Here is a 17507-nt window from a genome sequence, read left to right on the forward strand (position 1 = left end):
AAACAAAAGAAATAGACTGGCAGAATACCTAGAGTATGTTAAAATGTTCTTAGACAAATGGTGGAGGGAAAACAAAAATGGTAAAACCTAAATATCAACGTGTTGTATTAAAGTTAAGTGGCGAAGCTTTGGCCGGAGAAGAAGGGTTTGGAATTAAACCTCCAACAATCAAAGAGATTGTAGAAGAAATCAAAGAAGTTCATGAATTAGGAATTGAAATGGCAATCGTCGTTGGTGGTGGCAATATCTGGCGTGGACAAATCGGTGCTCAAATGGGTATGGAACGTGCACAAGCAGATTACATGGGAATGTTAGCAACTGTAATGAATGCGTTAGCACTACAAGATACATTGGAAAATTTAGGTGTTCCAACACGCGTTCAGACATCTATTGAAATGCGCCAAATCGCAGAACCTTATATTCGTCGTCGTGCAGAGCGTCATTTAGAAAAAGGACGTATTGTTATTTTTGCTGGTGGAACAGGTAATCCTTATTTTTCAACGGATACAACTGCAGCTTTGCGTGCAGCAGAAATCGATGCTGATGTGATCTTGATGGCTAAAAATAATGTTGATGGTGTTTACTCTGCCGATCCTAAATTAGATGCGAATGCTGTCAAATTTGAAGAATTAACGCATTTGGATGTTATCTCAAAAGGTCTACAAGTAATGGATTCAACTGCAAGTTCTCTTAGTATGGATAACGACATTCCATTAGTGGTATTCAATCTAAACGAAACAGGCAACATCCGCCGAGCATGTCTTGGTGAAAATATTGGAACAACCGTAAGGGGGAAATAAATAATGAGTGGAACTGTATTAGCAACAGCAAAAGAGAAGATGGGTAAAGCAGAACAAAGTTTACAACGTGAACTTGGTCAAATCCGTGCAGGACGTGCCAATGCTAGTTTGTTAGATCGGATTCAAGTAGATTACTATGGCGCACTTACACCAGTTAACCAATTAGCAGGAATCAACATTCCAGAAGCACGAGTTTTAATGATCACACCTTTTGATAAAAACTCACTTGAAGATATCGAGAAAGCAATCCAGGCTAGTGATATTGGTATCAGCCCTACGAATGACGGAACAGTGATTCGTTTAGTAATTCCGCAATTAACAGAAGAACGTCGCAAAGAATTAGCAAAAGACGTGAAAAAAGCTGCGGAAAATGCAAAGATTGCCGTTCGTAATATTCGTCGTGATGCGATTGATGAATTAAAAAAACAGCAAAAGAGCAATGATATCACAGAAGATGAGTTACGTAGTTTAGAAAAAGAAGCACAAAAATTAACAGATGATAGTGTTAAGAATATAGATACTATCACTTCTGAAAAAGAGAAAGAACTTTTAGAAGTTTAACAATAGGAATCCAAAAGAAGAAATCATACTTTAACGAGTAGGGGTTTCTTTTTTTATTTTATTAAAGAATTTTGTTATTTAAAATGAAAAAAATATAATTATAAAATTATAATCTATAGAAATTGTAAGGTTGAGTGAGATTAGAAAAAACATCTTGTTAAACCTTATGCGTTATGGAATAATGATACTAGCTATATTTTTCTTAAAGGGAGATGAGAAAGTGAATTTTATTAAACGTGCATTATGTAGTGTTACTAGAAAAAAGGGGAAATCACTGATTTTATTTGCAGTGATATTTGTGTTAGGTAATGTTATTGCAGGATCGATTGCGATCCAACAGTCAACACAAAATGTTGAAAAAAGTGTTAAGAAACAGCTTGGAGCCATGGCAACGGTTGAAATTGATTATGAAAACAATCAAGAAGAGATCATGAATGCTGGCAGTGAAATTGAACAACTAAAAGTTGATTTGATCAAGGAAATCGGTAAATCACCGTATGTAAAATATTTTGATTATAATGCAGCTGGCTGGGCCGAAACAAAGGATTTGAAAAGTGTTATTTCAGATTCAGAGGAATTCGGTGGGATGGAAGGCTTCTCATTAAAAGGATCAAATTATCCTAAAATTTCAGATGTTGAAGAAAAGAAAATTAAATTAGTGGATGGGAAAGTATTTACGCAAGAAGACATCGATAATGGCAAGAACGTCGGCTTGATTTCATCTAAAGTTGCCGATGAAAATGGGTTGTCGGTAGGGGATCAGATGGTTATAGATATGCGTGGAAATGATTATGGTGAAGAGGGCGGGACTAAAGAATTATTTAAATTAGATGTACCAATTCAAATTATTGGTATATTTGAACCGACCACAATTGAAATGAAAGATACTGATGACAAAAAATCAGAAGATCAAACTATAAATCAGCAATTTATGTCGATGCAACAAATCAACACGATTTATTTACCCAATAAAACGGTCGTCGAATCAAATAAAAATTATCTTGAAAAAATGAAAAAAGTAGCTCCAGACAGCCACTATTTTGAAGGTTCAGACGAAGATAGTGGTGAATATTATACACCAATCTATGTATTGAAAAGCCCAGATGATGTAGAGGCTTTCAAACAAGAAACAGAACCACTTTTGCCAAAATTATATACAGTCAGAGCTTCAACGGATCAATATGAAAAAATTGGCGGAAGCATGAAGAAAATGTCGCAAATTTCAGGTTATGTTGTCATGATTGCTGTGATTGCAACCTTGCTTATTATTTCTCTTGTAGTTTTATTGTTTATGCGTGATCGTAAGCATGAATTAGGTATTTATCTGTCATTGGGGGATAAACGAAGTCATGTTATGGGTCAAATTATCATCGAAATGCTGATAATCAGTGGTATAGCGCTGATTCTGTCATTGATCACAGGTAATTTTTTAGGAAAACTAGTCTCAGAGTCCCTATTGAATAGCGATATCCTAAGTACTACGAATGATCAAGCAGGTATGCTTATGGGCTTGGAGAGTTTAAGTCCTACTGAGCTTACGGCAGATGACATCATGAATGCATATGAAGTGAAATTCTCAGTAGGCTATATCGTCACTTATTTAGTCGTTGGGTTAGGTACTGTATTATTTGCAGCCATTTTACCACTGTTGTATATTGTTCGCTTGAATCCAAAGAAAATTATGATGTAGGAGGTAAGATAAATGGCGATTTTAGAAACAAAAAATCTTAGCTATTTCTATCAAGATGGTGATCAACGTCGGTTCATTTTGAAAGATACTAATGTTTCATTTGAAAAAGGAAAATTTTACACTATTTTAGGGCAATCAGGGTCAGGAAAAACAACGTTTCTTTCTTTGATTAGTGCTTTAGATACACCAAAAGAAGGGCAAGTTTTACTGGAAGGCAAAGATATCAAAACGATTGGTTATGAAAAGTATCGTCGTGACGATATCAGTATTATTTTTCAGAGTTACAATTTAGTGCCTTACTTGACGGCTTTAGAAAATGTGTTGGTCGCAATGTCAATTACGGATAATGAATTGCCACCTAACCAAAGAGAAGTAGCCTATAATCTTCTAGATTATATTGGTATTACAAGTGAGAAAGCAGATCGACTTGTCAATCAGCTTTCTGGTGGAGAGCAACAACGTGTAGCGATTGCTCGTGCCTTAGCGACTAATGTAGACATTATTTTAGCAGATGAACCAACAGGTAATCTAGATGAAGGGATGGAACAAGAAATTGTCGACATCTTTCAAAATCTTGCCAAGGTTCATAATAAATGTGTTATTGTAGTAACTCACTCAAATGATATTGCAGACCAGTCTGATGAAACCTATTACCTAAAAAAAGGTGTGTTAAAAAAGTATGAGTGATTTCTTATCAAATTTCAGCGGTGAAAACTATGAAAAAACCCGCCAAGAAAAAAATGAACAACAAAGCAAGACTGATCATCAAAGCATAAAAAAGAAACTAAAATTTGACAAGAATTCAATAAATAAAGAATCTCCCGTAGTAGAGAAAAATGAGCCTTCTGCAGAATTAGTATGGGGGCCTAAAAACAGTCCAGATAATATGTCTGAAAAAGTTAGTCAGAACGAATCGATGACTGAAAAAAAACACCCAGAAGACCTAATTTATACCAAAAAACGCGTAAAAAAGAAAAAAAATGAACAAAAAAGAACATCCGAAAAAAAGTCTGTACCAGTAGCTATTGTTTCTGAAAACCAGACTAAGAATCCAAATGAAGTGATTGAAACGGATCCAACCTATCAACAAAAGAAGATTAGAAAGTATAGTTTAATCGCTCTAGGAAGTATCTTAACAATAGCACTATTATACTTTGCTTATTTTCAAATGAGCCATGTTAAAGTACCAAATTTTGAAGGAAAAGAATTATCAGAGGTTCGTGAATGGACAGCAGATAATGGTGTGAAGCTTAAGGTGGATCAAAAATACGATTTTGATAAAGAAGCAAATGTGATTATTCATCAAACGGTGAAAAACAAAAAAATCAAAAAAGGGCACGAATTAGTTGTTGATGCGAGCTTGGGTGCAGATCCTGAAGAAGCTATTTCACTACCAGATTTCAAATCGATGAAACTTAAAGAGGCAAAAAAATGGATCAATGAACAAAAAGCGGATAATCTGGCTATCATTGAAGAATATAATGATAAACTAGCAGCTGAGGATTATATCAAGTTTGAAATTACAAACAAAGATGTAAAAGCTGAAAACTACAAACGCAAAGATAAAGCAAAAGTTTATTACTCTAAAGGAAAAGAAGTTTTCGAAAAAGATATTGCAATGCCTGATTTTGTAGGTAAAACAAAAGAAGAAACAACGGAATGGGCCAAAAAGAATGAAATCACGCTAAAAGTAAATGAATCTGATTCAGATAACATTGAAAATGGAAAGATTATTTCACAGAGTATCGGAAAAGATACGAAAGTTGCCAAAAGGGATTCTATGGCCGTTACGGTTTCAACGGGCAAGGCTTTAATAGTCCCAGATTTTTCTCAATATACAGCAGAAGAAGCTGAAAGCAAAGCAAATGGCTTGCAAGTCCAAGTGAAACAATTCTTTAGCGATGAAATACCATATGGACGTTTCATCAGCCAATCAGTAGAAATTGGCAAAAAATATACTGAAAAAGACGAAAAACCGGTGATTCAGGTTAGTTATTCGATTGGAAAACCTTATATTAAAGACTTGCGTGATAATACATTGGAAGGTGATCTTCAAAAGATTTTCTATGATGAGTATCAGTCTAAAGGAGCGAATATCACGTATCAAGTTTATTATGTTGATTCTACAGTAACCAAAGGAACGGTGGTTAAAATGAGTCAATATAATGAGTTTATCCCAATTAATTCTGTTGTTCAAATTGGGATCAGTAAAGGGAATTTGAAACCAGAAGAAAATAAATCAGCCGATAAAGCAGCGGAGTGATGAACTTTTGTACTTTATTGGATTAGGATGACAAGGGACTAGACTAGGACATGACTCATGGAGTTATGTCCTAGTCTTTTCTTTTTTCAGCGTTTTAGAGTATTTGGCACAGAAAATGAGTATTAAAACACCTCGGTTTTGGTTAGATTACAACAAATCAGCAAAAAATTTATTAAATAATGTCGAAATCTTTTCATTTGCATAGGCATTTCTGAAAGATATTGCTATAATAGTCTAGATAGATTTTTGGAATGGAGGGAAAAATATGTTACGTTTTTTTCCACAAAAGAATAAATACATACAAGAAGAGAGTTCTTTTACTTTTAATAGTGAAGGACCAATACCGAAGCATGTTGCAGTGATTATGGATGGGAATGGACGCTGGGCACAAAATCGTCGATTGCCAAGAATTGCTGGACATAAAGAAGGAATGAACACTGTTAAGAAAATAACGAAGCATGCCAGTAAATTAGGAATCAAAGTCTTGACTTTATATGCTTTTTCAACCGAAAATTGGAAAAGGCCAACAGATGAAGTGAGTTTTTTAATGCAGTTACCTGTTGACTTCTTTGATACCTTTGTGCCAGAGTTGATCAAAGAAAACGTTAAAGTACATGTGATGGGCTATCAGGAATTTTTACCTGAACATACCCAAGATGCGGTGAAGCGTGCAATTGCACAAACTAAGAATAATACTGGGATGGTTTTAAACTTTGCCTTAAACTATGGATCAAGAGCTGAGATCATCACTGCTGTAAAAGAGATTGCTCAAAAAACGGCGGCAGCTGAACTTTCGCCTGAAGACATCACGGAAGCAATAATTGCCGAGCATTTAATGACAGGATTTTTACCGGAAAATCTAAGAGATCCTGAATTATTGATTCGGACTAGTGGTGAAGAGCGAATCAGCAATTTTTTGCTATGGCAAATCGCGTATAGTGAATTGTTTTTCACGGAAGCACTTTGGCCGGATTTTAGTGATGAATTATTAGAAACTGCTTTAGCGTCGTTTCAAAATAGAAATCGCCGTTTCGGCGGCTTAAAAGAAACTAAGGAGGAAGAAAAATGAGACAGCGCATTATTACAGCCGCCGTAGCATTAGTCGTTTTTATACCAATCATCTGGTACGGAGGTTTTGTGATCGAGTTAGCAGCAGCTCTTTTAGCTGTTGTGGGAGTATATGAACTATTTAGAATGAAAGGATTAGAAATCGCTAGTTTTGAGGGAGTGCTGTCTGCGTTAGGTGCAGTATTTTTAGTTTTGCCAAAAGATCATTGGTTTTTCTTCTTACCAGACAAAGCTGATAATTTTATTCTATTTTACCTGACCGTTATGATCTTATTAGGTGGCTTAGTTGCCTCAAAAAATATGTATACCATCTCTCAAGCTGGTTTTCCAGTGATTACAAGTTTGTATGTAGGCGTTGGCTTTCAAAATTTTGTGAGTGCTAGACAAACTGGTTTAGTCGTCTTGCTTTATGCGTTGTTTGTTGTCTGGTCAACAGATATTGGTGCTTATTTTATTGGAAAACGTTTTGGAAAAAGAAAACTATGGCCAGAGGTTTCACCAAACAAAACAATAGAGGGTTCATTAGGTGGGATTTTATGTGCAGTGGTTGTAGCGTTTTTATTTTTAAGCTTAACACCAAACAAAGAATTGTTTACGTATAATTTACCAATTATGTTACTCATTACAGTGGTCTTTTCAATTGTGGGCCAATTTGGAGACTTAGTGGAATCATCGATTAAACGACACTACGATGTCAAAGATTCCGGTACTATTTTGCCAGGACATGGGGGCATATTAGATCGTTTTGACAGCTTACTTTTTGTTTTTCCAATCATGCATTTATTCGGACTATTTTAATTTCTAGACAAGAAGGGAAGGTGGAAAACTCTGAATGTTCAGGGTTTTTCTTTTTACTATGAAGAAAATTGCATTATTAGGTGCTACGGGTTCCATCGGTACAAATACTGTGGAGGTTGTTACAGCATATCCAGAGTTATTTCAGATAACATCATTAACTTTTCATTCTAATGAAGAAAAAGGCACAGCGTTGATTGAGCAATTGAATCCAAAATTTGTTGGTGTGGGTTCGCAAAAACTTAAAGCAGAACTATCAAAACGTTTTCCAACAGTAGAATTTGGAGTTGGCGAATCAGGTTTGATAAAAGCTGCAACGCTTGAAGAGGTTGACGTTGTATTGACAGCTATATCAGGTAGCGTGGGTTTAGCGCCAACGATGAAAGCAATCGAGTCAGGCAAAGATATTGCTTTAGCCAATAAAGAAACGCTCGTTATGGCAGGTCAATGGGTCATGGAAGCTGCTGCAAAAAATAACGTTAAGGTATTACCCGTGGACAGTGAACATTCAGCTATTTTTCAATGTTTAGAAGGTCAAAAAGTTGAGAACTTGCGCGAATTAGTCATTACAGCATCTGGAGGTAGCTTTAGAGACTTAACACGAGATGAGTTAAAAACAGTCAGCTTGGAACAAGCTTTGCAACATCCAAACTGGTCAATGGGCAAAAAAATCACGATCGATTCTTCGACAATGATGAACAAAGGGTTAGAAGTTATTGAAGCCCATTGGTTATTTGGTACAGATTATGATAAAATAAAAGTTGTTTTACATAAGGAAAGTATTGTACATTCAATGATCGTCTTAGAGGACGGTGCATATTTGGCTCAACTTGGACCTAGCGACATGCGAGAACCGATTCAATTTGCATTGACGTATCCTGATCGTTTACCAATCAAAAATGAAAAAATGTTTGATTTAACGCAGATCGCTCAATTAAATTTTGAACCGATGGATTTTGACCGTTTTCCAATGTTGGCATTAGCTTATACTGTGGGTAAAAAAGGCGGCGCATATCCGACTGTTTATAATGCAGCTAATGAAATTGCTGCAACAGCTTTTATAGATGGAAAAATTTCCTATCTCAAAATTGAACAATTCGTTCAAAAAGCAGTCGATCATTACCAAGAAACTACTGAAATCACTTTAGCAGAAGTGATCGCAATTGATAAACAAACAAGAACTATCGTAGAAAGATGGATAAAGGAAGAAGGTCGGTTATGAAAACAATTATTACTTTTATTATTGTCTTTGGAATTCTTGTCTTAGTGCATGAATTTGGACATTTTTTCTTCGCAAAACGCTCAGGAATTTTAGTACGGGAGTTTGCAATCGGTATGGGACCAAAGATTTTTGCTCATCAAGGAAAAGATGGCACGGCATATACAATTCGGATCTTACCAATTGGTGGTTATGTACGCATGGCTGGTATGGGTGAAGATGAAACAGAGTTAGCTCCCGGAATGACTCTTTCTGTTGAATTGAATGAACAGGAAGAAGTTGTAAAAATCAATACAAGCAAAAAGGTTCAATTGACAAACAGTATTCCAATGGAAATGTTGGAGGCGGATTTGGAGAAAGAACTCTTTATTAAAGGCTACATCAATGGTGATGAGTTACAAGAAATGACTTACCAAGTAAATCACGATGCAACGATCATTGAACAAGATGGAACGGAGGTTAGAATTGCACCAATCGATGTTCAGTTTCAATCTGCAAAACTTTGGCAACGAATGCTGACCAATTTTGCAGGTCCGATGAATAACTTTATCCTTGCTTTAGTATTATTCACAGTTTATGTCTTTATGCAAGGTGGTGTAACGTATACAAATACGAATTTGATTGGTGGAACTCAACCAGGTAGCCCTGCAGAAAAAGCTAGTTTAAAAGCAGAGGATAGAATTATTTCAATTGATGGAAAAGCTGTTTCTGATTGGAATGATTTTACCAAAATCATTAAAGAGAGTCCGAACAAAGAATTGAGTTTAATGGTTGATTCAGACGGGAAAACGAGAGAAGTTGATATCACACCAGAAAGTCAAAAATCTGAAAATAAAGAAATTGGTGTGATCGGAATCTTACCGCCTAAAAAAACTGGATTGGCAGATAAACTGATCGGTGGGATTCAAACAACATTAAGCAGCTCTATGCAAATTTTTAAAGCACTAAAATCATTGTTTACTGGATTTAGTTTAGATAAATTGGGTGGTCCAGTGATGATGTTCCAAATGTCTGCTGAAGCATCAAAAGCAGGATTAAATACCGTTATTTGGTTGATGGCAATGTTATCAGTCAATCTTGGGATCATTAATTTATTACCAATTCCTGCGTTAGATGGCGGTAAAATTTTATTAAATATTTTTGAAGGACTTAGAGGGAAACCTTTGAGTCAAGAAAAAGAAGGTGTACTGACACTGATTGGTTTTGGGTTCATCATGTTATTAATGGTGTTAGTCACTTGGAATGATATTCAACGTTTTTTCTTTTAATTAATTTGATTTCATAACGAATCATTCGAGGAGTTCTAATTATTCGTTTAAACAAAGGAGAGTTCTAATGAAACAGTCAAAAATGTTAATCCCAACTTTACGTGAGGTGCCTAATGATGCTGAAGTCTTAAGTCATCAGATGTTGCTGAGAGCAGGGTATATTCGTCAAGTCTCAGCTGGAATCTACTCATATTTACCATTAGCGAATCGGGTACTTGAAAAACTGAAAAAAATCATGCGTGAAGAATTCGATAAAATCGATGCCATCGAAATGTTGATGCCAGCATTACTACCAGCAGAATTATGGAAAGAATCTGGACGTTACGAAACATATGGACCGAATCTTTATCGCTTAAAAGACCGCAATGAACGTGATTATATTCTTGGACCAACACATGAAGAGACTTTTACCGAATTGATACGGGACGAAATCAATTCATATAAGCGTTTACCTTTAAATCTATACCAAATCCAAACAAAATACCGTGATGAAAAACGTCCGCGTTTTGGTTTGTTAAGAGGCCGAGAATTTATTATGAAAGATGGCTACTCTTTCCATGCTGATGAAGAAAGTCTAGATCAATCTTATCGTGATTATGAAAAAGCTTATTCCGCTATTTTTGAACGTTGCGGATTAGATTTTAGAGCGATCATTGGTGATGGCGGTGCCATGGGAGGAAAAGATTCTAAAGAGTTTATGGCAATTTCTGATATCGGGGAAGATACGATTTGTTTCTCAACAGATGGCGATTATGCAGCAAATCTAGAGATGGCAACTAGCCTATATACACCTAAAAAGTCACATGAAACTCAATTAGATATTGAAAAAGTAGCTACTCCAAATGTTGGATCGATTGAACAAGTTGCGGCCTTCTTCAATGTTGAGCCACAGCGCATCATCAAATCTGTTTTATTTATGGCGGACGAGCAACCTGTAGTGGTTTTAGTTCGCGGAGATCATGAAGTAAATGATGTTAAATTGAAAAATTTCTTAGGCGTTGACTTTTTAGAAGAAGCAACTGACATAGATGCTCGTACCTATTTAGGTGCCGATTTTGGTTCCGTTGGTCCAGTTGAATTGTCTGAAGAGGTAAGATTATTTGCAGACTTCCATGTCCAAGATTTAGCAAATGCAATTACTGGAGCCAATGAAACAGGATTCCATCTAACTAATGTTAATCCAGGACGTGATTTTACACCAATTAGCTACGAAGATTTACGCTTTGTTCAAGAAGGCGATCCTTCTCCAGATGGTAATGGTGTATTAGAATTTACTAAAGGCATTGAGATTGGTCATATCTTTAAGCTTGGCACTCGCTATAGTGAAGCGATGGGGGCAACTGTCTTAGATGAAAATGGTAGAGAAAAGCATGTGATCATGGGATGCTATGGAATCGGGGTTAGTCGTTTACTTTCAGCGATCGTTGAACAAAATATTGATGAAAATGGCATCAATTGGCCAGCGGGTATTTCTCCATTTGATTTACATGTCGTTCAAATGAACATAAAAGACGAATACCAAACAAAACTTGCACAAGAAGTTGAAGAAGTAATGTCAGTGGCGGGTTATGAGGTATTGGTTGATGACCGTAACGAGCGGGCTGGTGTTAAATTTGCTGATGCTGATTTGATCGGTTGTCCAATTCGGATCACGGTCGGTAAAAAAGCGGTTGATGGTATTGTAGAAGTAAAAATCAAACGAACTGGAGAAATGGTTGAGGTTCGTAAAGAAGAACTGGAAAGCACATTATCTATCTTGCTGAATGCTGATAAAGAATAAATTGGAGACGTCTACGAAAGAGATCATCGATCGGTTTTCGTAGATGTTTTCTCTTAGCAAACAAACAAATATTATAGACGTATTATAACTAATAGTAATTTTGTTTACATTGTATTTCAGATAAAAAAATAGTATACTTAAATGTGGCGAGGCACTTGGCAGAAATGTCTAAGGGCCTCTTTCTTATCAAATGATTAAACTATAGACAGTTATATAAGGATTCGGACTGAGAATAGTGAGCGATTCTTCAGTTGTGGTGTGGCTAATCGTCAAGAGAAAAAATCTGATCGTATCAGAAAACATTATGTTTACAGTTAGCGTGTTTCTATTGGATAAAGTCCGCTGCACTTTTAATTTAAGGAGGTTCATTTAGTGGCAGAAAAAGCACAAGAGTTATTTGCAAAGTTGATTGATCAAATTCAATTAAATGAACAAGAGCGGCAACATCCGCTTATTCAGCAAGGGAGAATTGACAAAGTAGTTGTCCATCAACAAAGCCGCTTATGGGAATTTCATCTTGGATTTTCTGAAATTTTACCTGTGATGCTTTATCAGTCATTTATACAGCAATTAGAACTTGCTTTTCAGCAAATCGCAGGTGTCACTGTAAAGATTTCAGCAGATAAAAATGAATTTACAGCTGAACAATTAACTGATTATTGGCAGTTAGCATTATTAAATAGTCAATGTGACACACCATTGGTACAACGCGTGATAAAAACGCAAACGCCAATCATAGAAGATAAAAAAATCATTTTACCTGTCGATAACGAAGCAGTGATTCCTTATTTGAAACAACAATATTTACCAATTATTGAAGAACTATATAGCCATTACGGTTTTCAAAAATTTCATATTGAACCTAAAATGGATGAACAACAAGCTAAACGAGTATTGGCACTATTTGAAGAACGCAAACAAGAGCAAGATGCTGCTTTTCAACAACAAGCCGCTGAATCTCTTGTGAAACATGAACAAAAGAAAAAACAACAGCAACAACAAGGGCCAGCACTTGAAGGTCCAATCCGTTTAGGTCGAAATATTCCAAATGATGAACCAATCATGCCGATGGGCAACATTCTAGAAGAAGAACGCCGAGTGACGATCGAAGGTTTTGTCTTTGATGTAGAAGTTCGTGAGTTACGTTCTAAACGGAAAATTTTGATTTTGAAAATTACCGATTATACATCATCATTTATCGTCAAAAAATTCTCAAATGGTGAAAAAGATGAGCAAGTTTTTGATGCTATTCAAAAAAATAGTTGGATTCGAGTTCGCGGAAGTATTCAAGAAGATACGTTCATGCGGGATCTAGTAATGAACTGTCAGGATTTAATGGAAGTAAAACATGCGCCTCGTAAAGATTATGCACCAGAAGGCGATAAGCGTGTGGAACTACATTTGCATAGTAATATGAGTACAATGGATGCTACAAATAACGTTGCTGACTATGTTGCCCAAGCAGGGAAGTGGGGACATAAAGCAATTGCTATTACAGATCATGGTGGGGCTCAAGGGTTTCCCGATGCTCATAGCGCTGGTAAAAAAGCAGGCGTCAAAATTTTGTACGGTGTTGAAGCCAATGTAGTAGATGACGGTGTGCCAATCGCTTATAATGAAGCCCACATTGAATTGAGCGAAGCAACTTATGTAGTATTTGACGTGGAGACCACTGGCTTATCAGCTGTTTATGATACGATCATTGAGCTTGCGGCAGTTAAAATGCATAAAGGGAATATCATTGATACATTTGAACAATTTATCGATCCAGGACACCCATTATCGCAAACGACGATTAATTTAACTGGGATCACTGACGAAATGGTGCGGGGCTCAAAATCAGAAGAAGAAGTTTTACGCTTATTTAGAGAATTCTCGAAAGATACCATACTTGTAGCCCACAATGCCTCCTTTGATATGGGATTTTTAAATACTAGTTATGGAAAATATAATATCCCAGAAGCCGAAAATCCAGTCATTGATACATTGGAATTGTCCCGATACCTAAACCCAACATTTAAAAGTCACCGACTTAATACGTTATCTAAAAAATTCGGTGTCAATTTAGAACAACATCACCGAGCAATCTACGATTCAGAATCGACAGGGCATTTATGTTGGATTTTCTTAAAAGATGCTAAAGAAAATCATAATATGAACTATCATGATGAGCTAAATATGCATATTGGAGAAGGCGATTCATATAAACGAGCAAGACCGTTCCATGCAACTATCTTAGCAACTACTCAAGCTGGTTTAAAGAACCTCTTCAAGTTGATTTCAATGTCTAATATAAATTATTTTTTCAGAATTCCTCGTATCCCGCGTTCACAGTTAAGTAAGTTGCGAGAAGGATTGATTATCGGTTCTGCTTGTTCAAATGGTGAAATTTTTGAGGCAATGATGCAAAAAGGCGTTGAAGAAGCAAAAAATCGAGCAAAATTTTATGATTATATAGAAGTTATGCCAAAAGAAGTTTATGCACCTTTACTTGAACAAGAGTTAGTGAAAAGTGAAGCAGATCTAGAAGAAATCATCACCAATTTAGTTAAAATCGGAGATGAGTTAGAAAAACCTGTTGTAGCGACTGGCAATGTTCATTATCTAAACGAAGAAGATAGTATTTATCGCAAAATTTTAGTGGGTTCGATGGGTGGCGCTAATCCATTGAATCGTCATAGTTTACCTGCTGTTCATTTTAGAACAACCGATGAAATGCTGACGGCTTTCCAATTTTTAGGAGAAGAAACAGCACATCGACTAGTTGTTGAAAATCCCAATGCGATTGCAGATATGTGTGAGGAAATCACGCCAGTTAAAGATGACTTATACACGCCGAAAATTCCTGGTTCAGAAGATGAAATCAGAAATTTGAGTTATACTCGTGCGAAAGAATTGTACGGTGATCCACTGCCTGATATCGTTGAGAAGCGTTTGAAAAAAGAACTCGATAGTATTATCGGAAATGGTTTTTCGGTTATCTATTTGATTTCACAAAAATTGGTGCATAAAAGCATGGAAGACGGTTACTTAGTTGGTTCACGCGGCTCTGTAGGTTCAAGTTTTGTTGCAACTATGACTGGAATTACGGAAGTTAATCCTTTGGCGCCGCATTATCATTGTATCAACTGTAAGCATTCTGAATTTTTCGATGATGGATCTTATGGTTCTGGCTTTGATATGCCCGAGAAAAATTGTCCCAATTGTGGTCAGCGATTGTTTAAGGACGGACACGACATTCCATTTGAAACCTTTTTAGGATTCCACGGGGATAAAGTGCCCGATATCGATTTGAACTTTTCGGGTGATTACCAAGCGGAAGCACATAATTATACGAAAGTTTTGTTCGGTGAAGAATATGTTTATCGTGCTGGGACGATCGGGACCGTTGCAGATAAGACGGCCTATGGGTACGTAAAAGGCTATGAACGAGATCACAATCTACATTTTAGAGGAGCTGAGATCGATCGTTTAGCAAAAGGCTCGACTGGAGTGAAACGAACGACCGGACAACATCCTGGAGGAATAATTGTTATTCCTGATTACATGGATGTTTACGATTTTACACCGATCCAATACCCTGCTGATGATCAAAATTCAGAATGGAAAACGACCCATTTTGATTTCCATTCAATTCATGACAATATTTTGAAACTGGATATTCTAGGTCACGATGACCCTACTGTGATTCGGATGCTACAAGATTTATCTGGGATCGATCCTAAAACGATTCCAACAGATGATCCTGAGATGATGCGTATTTTTGCAGGACCAGAAGTATTGGGTGTCACACCAGAACAAATCTATTCCAAAACAGGAACGCTGGGTATTCCAGAATTCGGAACGCGATTTGTACGCGGTATGTTGGAAGAAACACACCCGTCTACATTTGCTGAATTACTACAGATATCTGGATTATCACATGGGACCGATGTTTGGTTAGGCAATGCGGAAGAACTGATTCGCAGAGGAGAAGCAACTCTGGCAGAAGTAATCGGTTGTCGAGATGATATCATGGTTTATTTGATTCATGCTGGTTTAGATAGTGGTATGGCTTTTAAAATCATGGAAACTGTACGTAAAGGACTTTGGAATAAAATTCCTGATGAGCTTAGGGACGAATATTTAACCGCTATGAAAGAGAACAATGTGCCAGATTGGTATATTGATTCTTGTTCGAAAATCAAATACATGTTTCCAAAAGCCCATGCAGCGGCATATGTTTTAATGGCTTTACGCGTTGCATACTTTAAAGTTTATTTCCCGATTCTTTATTACTGTGCTTACTTTTCAGTTCGTGCCGATGATTTTGATTTGGTTGCGATGTCACAAGGAAAAGAAGCTGTAAAAGCTCGAATGAAAGAGATTCAAGATAAGGGGCTCGAAGCTTCGACAAAAGAAAAAAATCTTTTGACTGTGTTAGAACTTGCCAATGAAATGATCGAACGCGGCTTTAAATTTGGTATGATCGATTTGTATAAATCAGATGCTGAAAACTTTGTAATTGATGGTGATACATTGATTGCGCCTTTTAGAGCCGTACCAAGTTTAGGTCTTAACGTGGCTAAATCAATTGTTGAGGCAAGAAACGAGCCGTTCTTATCTAAAGAAGACCTTGCAAGTAGAGGTAAAGTATCGAAAACGTTGATCGAGTATATGACTGAAAATGGTGTGTTAAAAGATTTACCAGATGAAAATCAATTATCATTATTTGATATGTTATAAAATTGAAGTTCGTCAAATAGATGGATCGAAGGTGATGTAAAAGTACTGGGTACTTTTGTGTCACCTTCGTTTATTTGCCAAGAGGTTCATGTTGATTTTTAATAGAAAAGTCTAATGAAAATCGTAATAATAACACTAAACCTTTAATTTTTGAGTTCAGTAGCATATAATAAGAAAGGGTTATTGAAAACACACAATAATGATTTTCATGGTACAATAACAAGTGATGGATCATTACAGGAGGGAACACTATCATGGTTAAAGAAAAAACAAGATATAAAGCGGTGATTGCCGATCATACATACACGATTATCGGACAAGAAAGCAAACAACATATGGATTTAGTAACAAAATTAGTTAATGAACAATTGGCTGAGATCAAACACATTTCACCACAAACAAATGACGAACAAGCCTCTGTTTTATTAGCGATCAATGCAATTTCAGATCAACTCAAAAAACAAGAAAAAGTGCTTAAACTAGAACAGGAAGTTGCCGAACTAAAAAAACGGACGATCCGCTTAGCAGAACTTGAAAATCGCATCAAACGAATTGAAACAATTGAAGAAGAAGCAAGAGATGTCTTGAAAAAAAATGGTCAAGAAGATGTCGAAATCCATAATCATATGGAAGCACAACAAATTTTAAACGAAAATCGTAAACAACAAATTCAGAGTAAAAGCACTCAAGACCAATAATCTGAGAGGATGACAGGATGTTAACATTACTCATTTTACTATTACTAGCGATTGGATTTTACACAGGTGCTAGACGCGGATTGATTCTACAAGTTTTATATACATTGGGGTATCTTTGTTCTTATTTTATCGCTAGATCCTATTATAAGACACTAGCTGCCCAATTAGAATTATTCATCCCATATCCTTCACCAACAGCTGATACTAAATTGGTCTTTTTCAATCAAGAACTTACGCTTGATTTGGATCAAGCATTTTATGGAGCAGTCGCATTTTTACTTATTTTAGCGGTAGGCTGGTTAGTTGTACGCTTTTTGGCTATTTTTGCTCATGGGCTAGTTTTTGTGCCAGTATTAAAGCAGGCAAACTGGCTCGCAGGTGGCGTTATTAGTTTGATCGTTATTTATGTTGGTATTTTTTTAGTTTTAAGTACGTTGTCAATGTTACCCGTTGATGCAATCCAAAATCAATTCAAAAATAGCGGATTAGCTCGATATATTATCAAAGACACGCCGATTTTTTCTAAACAAATCTATCATCTATGGATCGAGCAGATGATTAAGTAAAAAGATATCAGCTCAGCAGACAAAACAGTTGAGCCGTAATGACTCGTTCCAAGTCTTACAAGAACAGAAGGTGA

13 protein-coding genes are annotated in these 17507 nt (G+C 36.3%); all 13 read left to right on the forward strand.

Translation table 11 applies throughout. The features are described from left to right. Positions 1 to 77 precede the first annotated feature (77 nt). The 13 genes from pyrH to IGJ50_RS07550 all read left to right on the forward strand — a co-directional run bounded on the left by pyrH (position 78) and on the right by IGJ50_RS07550 (position 17433). On the forward strand, positions 78 to 800 hold the full coding sequence (pyrH, locus tag IGJ50_RS07490) for a UMP kinase (RefSeq protein ID WP_010761216.1): 723 nt from the start codon (positions 78 to 80) through the stop codon (positions 798 to 800). 3 nt (positions 801 to 803) lie between these two features. Then, on the forward strand, positions 804 to 1361 hold the full coding sequence (frr, locus tag IGJ50_RS07495; protein WP_069640755.1) for a ribosome recycling factor: 558 nt from the start codon (positions 804 to 806) through the stop codon (positions 1359 to 1361). A 220-nt stretch (positions 1362 to 1581) separates the two neighbouring features. Beyond that, positions 1582 to 3051, forward strand: coding sequence for an ABC transporter permease (locus IGJ50_RS07500; protein ID WP_429949706.1), 1470 nt, complete (start codon positions 1582 to 1584; stop codon positions 3049 to 3051). A gap of 12 nt (positions 3052 to 3063) precedes the next feature. Continuing rightward, on the forward strand, positions 3064 to 3738 hold the full coding sequence (locus IGJ50_RS07505; protein ID WP_069640753.1) for an ABC transporter ATP-binding protein: 675 nt from the start codon (positions 3064 to 3066) through the stop codon (positions 3736 to 3738). Next, entirely contained in the window at positions 3731 to 5314 is a 1584-nt protein-coding gene (locus IGJ50_RS07510; RefSeq protein WP_069640752.1) for a PASTA domain-containing protein, read from the forward strand. The genes IGJ50_RS07505 and IGJ50_RS07510 overlap by 8 nt, the downstream gene beginning before the upstream one ends. 265 nt (positions 5315 to 5579) lie before the next feature. Continuing rightward, positions 5580 to 6383 carry an isoprenyl transferase gene (locus tag IGJ50_RS07515; RefSeq protein ID WP_429949708.1) on the forward strand — a complete coding sequence of 268 codons (804 nt, stop codon included), beginning with the start codon at positions 5580 to 5582 and terminating at the stop codon, positions 6381 to 6383. Then, complete coding sequence (locus tag IGJ50_RS07520; protein WP_069640750.1) at positions 6380 to 7180, forward strand: phosphatidate cytidylyltransferase; 801 nt, start codon at positions 6380 to 6382, stop codon at positions 7178 to 7180. The genes IGJ50_RS07515 and IGJ50_RS07520 overlap by 4 nt, the downstream gene beginning before the upstream one ends. 34 nt (positions 7181 to 7214) lie before the next feature. Then, positions 7215 to 8399: a 1-deoxy-D-xylulose-5-phosphate reductoisomerase gene (locus tag IGJ50_RS07525; RefSeq protein ID WP_429949710.1), complete on the forward strand. Its 1185-nt coding sequence runs from the start codon at positions 7215 to 7217 to the stop codon at positions 8397 to 8399. After that, positions 8396 to 9664 (forward strand): RIP metalloprotease RseP, encoded by a 1269-nt coding sequence (gene rseP / locus IGJ50_RS07530; protein ID WP_429949711.1) that lies wholly within the window; start codon positions 8396 to 8398, stop codon positions 9662 to 9664. Before IGJ50_RS07525 ends, rseP begins: the two co-directional genes overlap by 4 nt. Positions 9665 to 9731: 67 nt before the next feature. Next, complete coding sequence (locus IGJ50_RS07535; RefSeq protein WP_429949713.1) at positions 9732 to 11444, forward strand: proline--tRNA ligase; 1713 nt, start codon at positions 9732 to 9734, stop codon at positions 11442 to 11444. Between the two features lie 372 nt (positions 11445 to 11816). Further along, positions 11817 to 16169 (forward strand): PolC-type DNA polymerase III, encoded by a 4353-nt coding sequence (locus IGJ50_RS07540; protein ID WP_429949714.1) that lies wholly within the window; start codon positions 11817 to 11819, stop codon positions 16167 to 16169. A gap of 254 nt (positions 16170 to 16423) precedes the next feature. Then, the gene (zapA, locus tag IGJ50_RS07545) at positions 16424 to 16867 is read left to right on the forward strand and encodes a cell division protein ZapA (RefSeq protein ID WP_069640746.1); all 444 of its coding nucleotides are present in this window, start codon (positions 16424 to 16426) and stop codon (positions 16865 to 16867) included. 17 nt (positions 16868 to 16884) lie between these two features. Then, positions 16885 to 17433, forward strand: a complete 549-nt coding sequence (locus tag IGJ50_RS07550; RefSeq protein WP_429949716.1) for a CvpA family protein — start codon at positions 16885 to 16887, stop codon at positions 17431 to 17433. Positions 17434 to 17507: the final 74 nt, after the last annotated feature.

It is taken from the genome of Enterococcus sp. AZ101 (assembly GCF_050499005.1).
Classification (GTDB): Bacteria; Bacillota; Bacilli; order Lactobacillales; family Enterococcaceae; genus Enterococcus_L; species Enterococcus_L ureilyticus.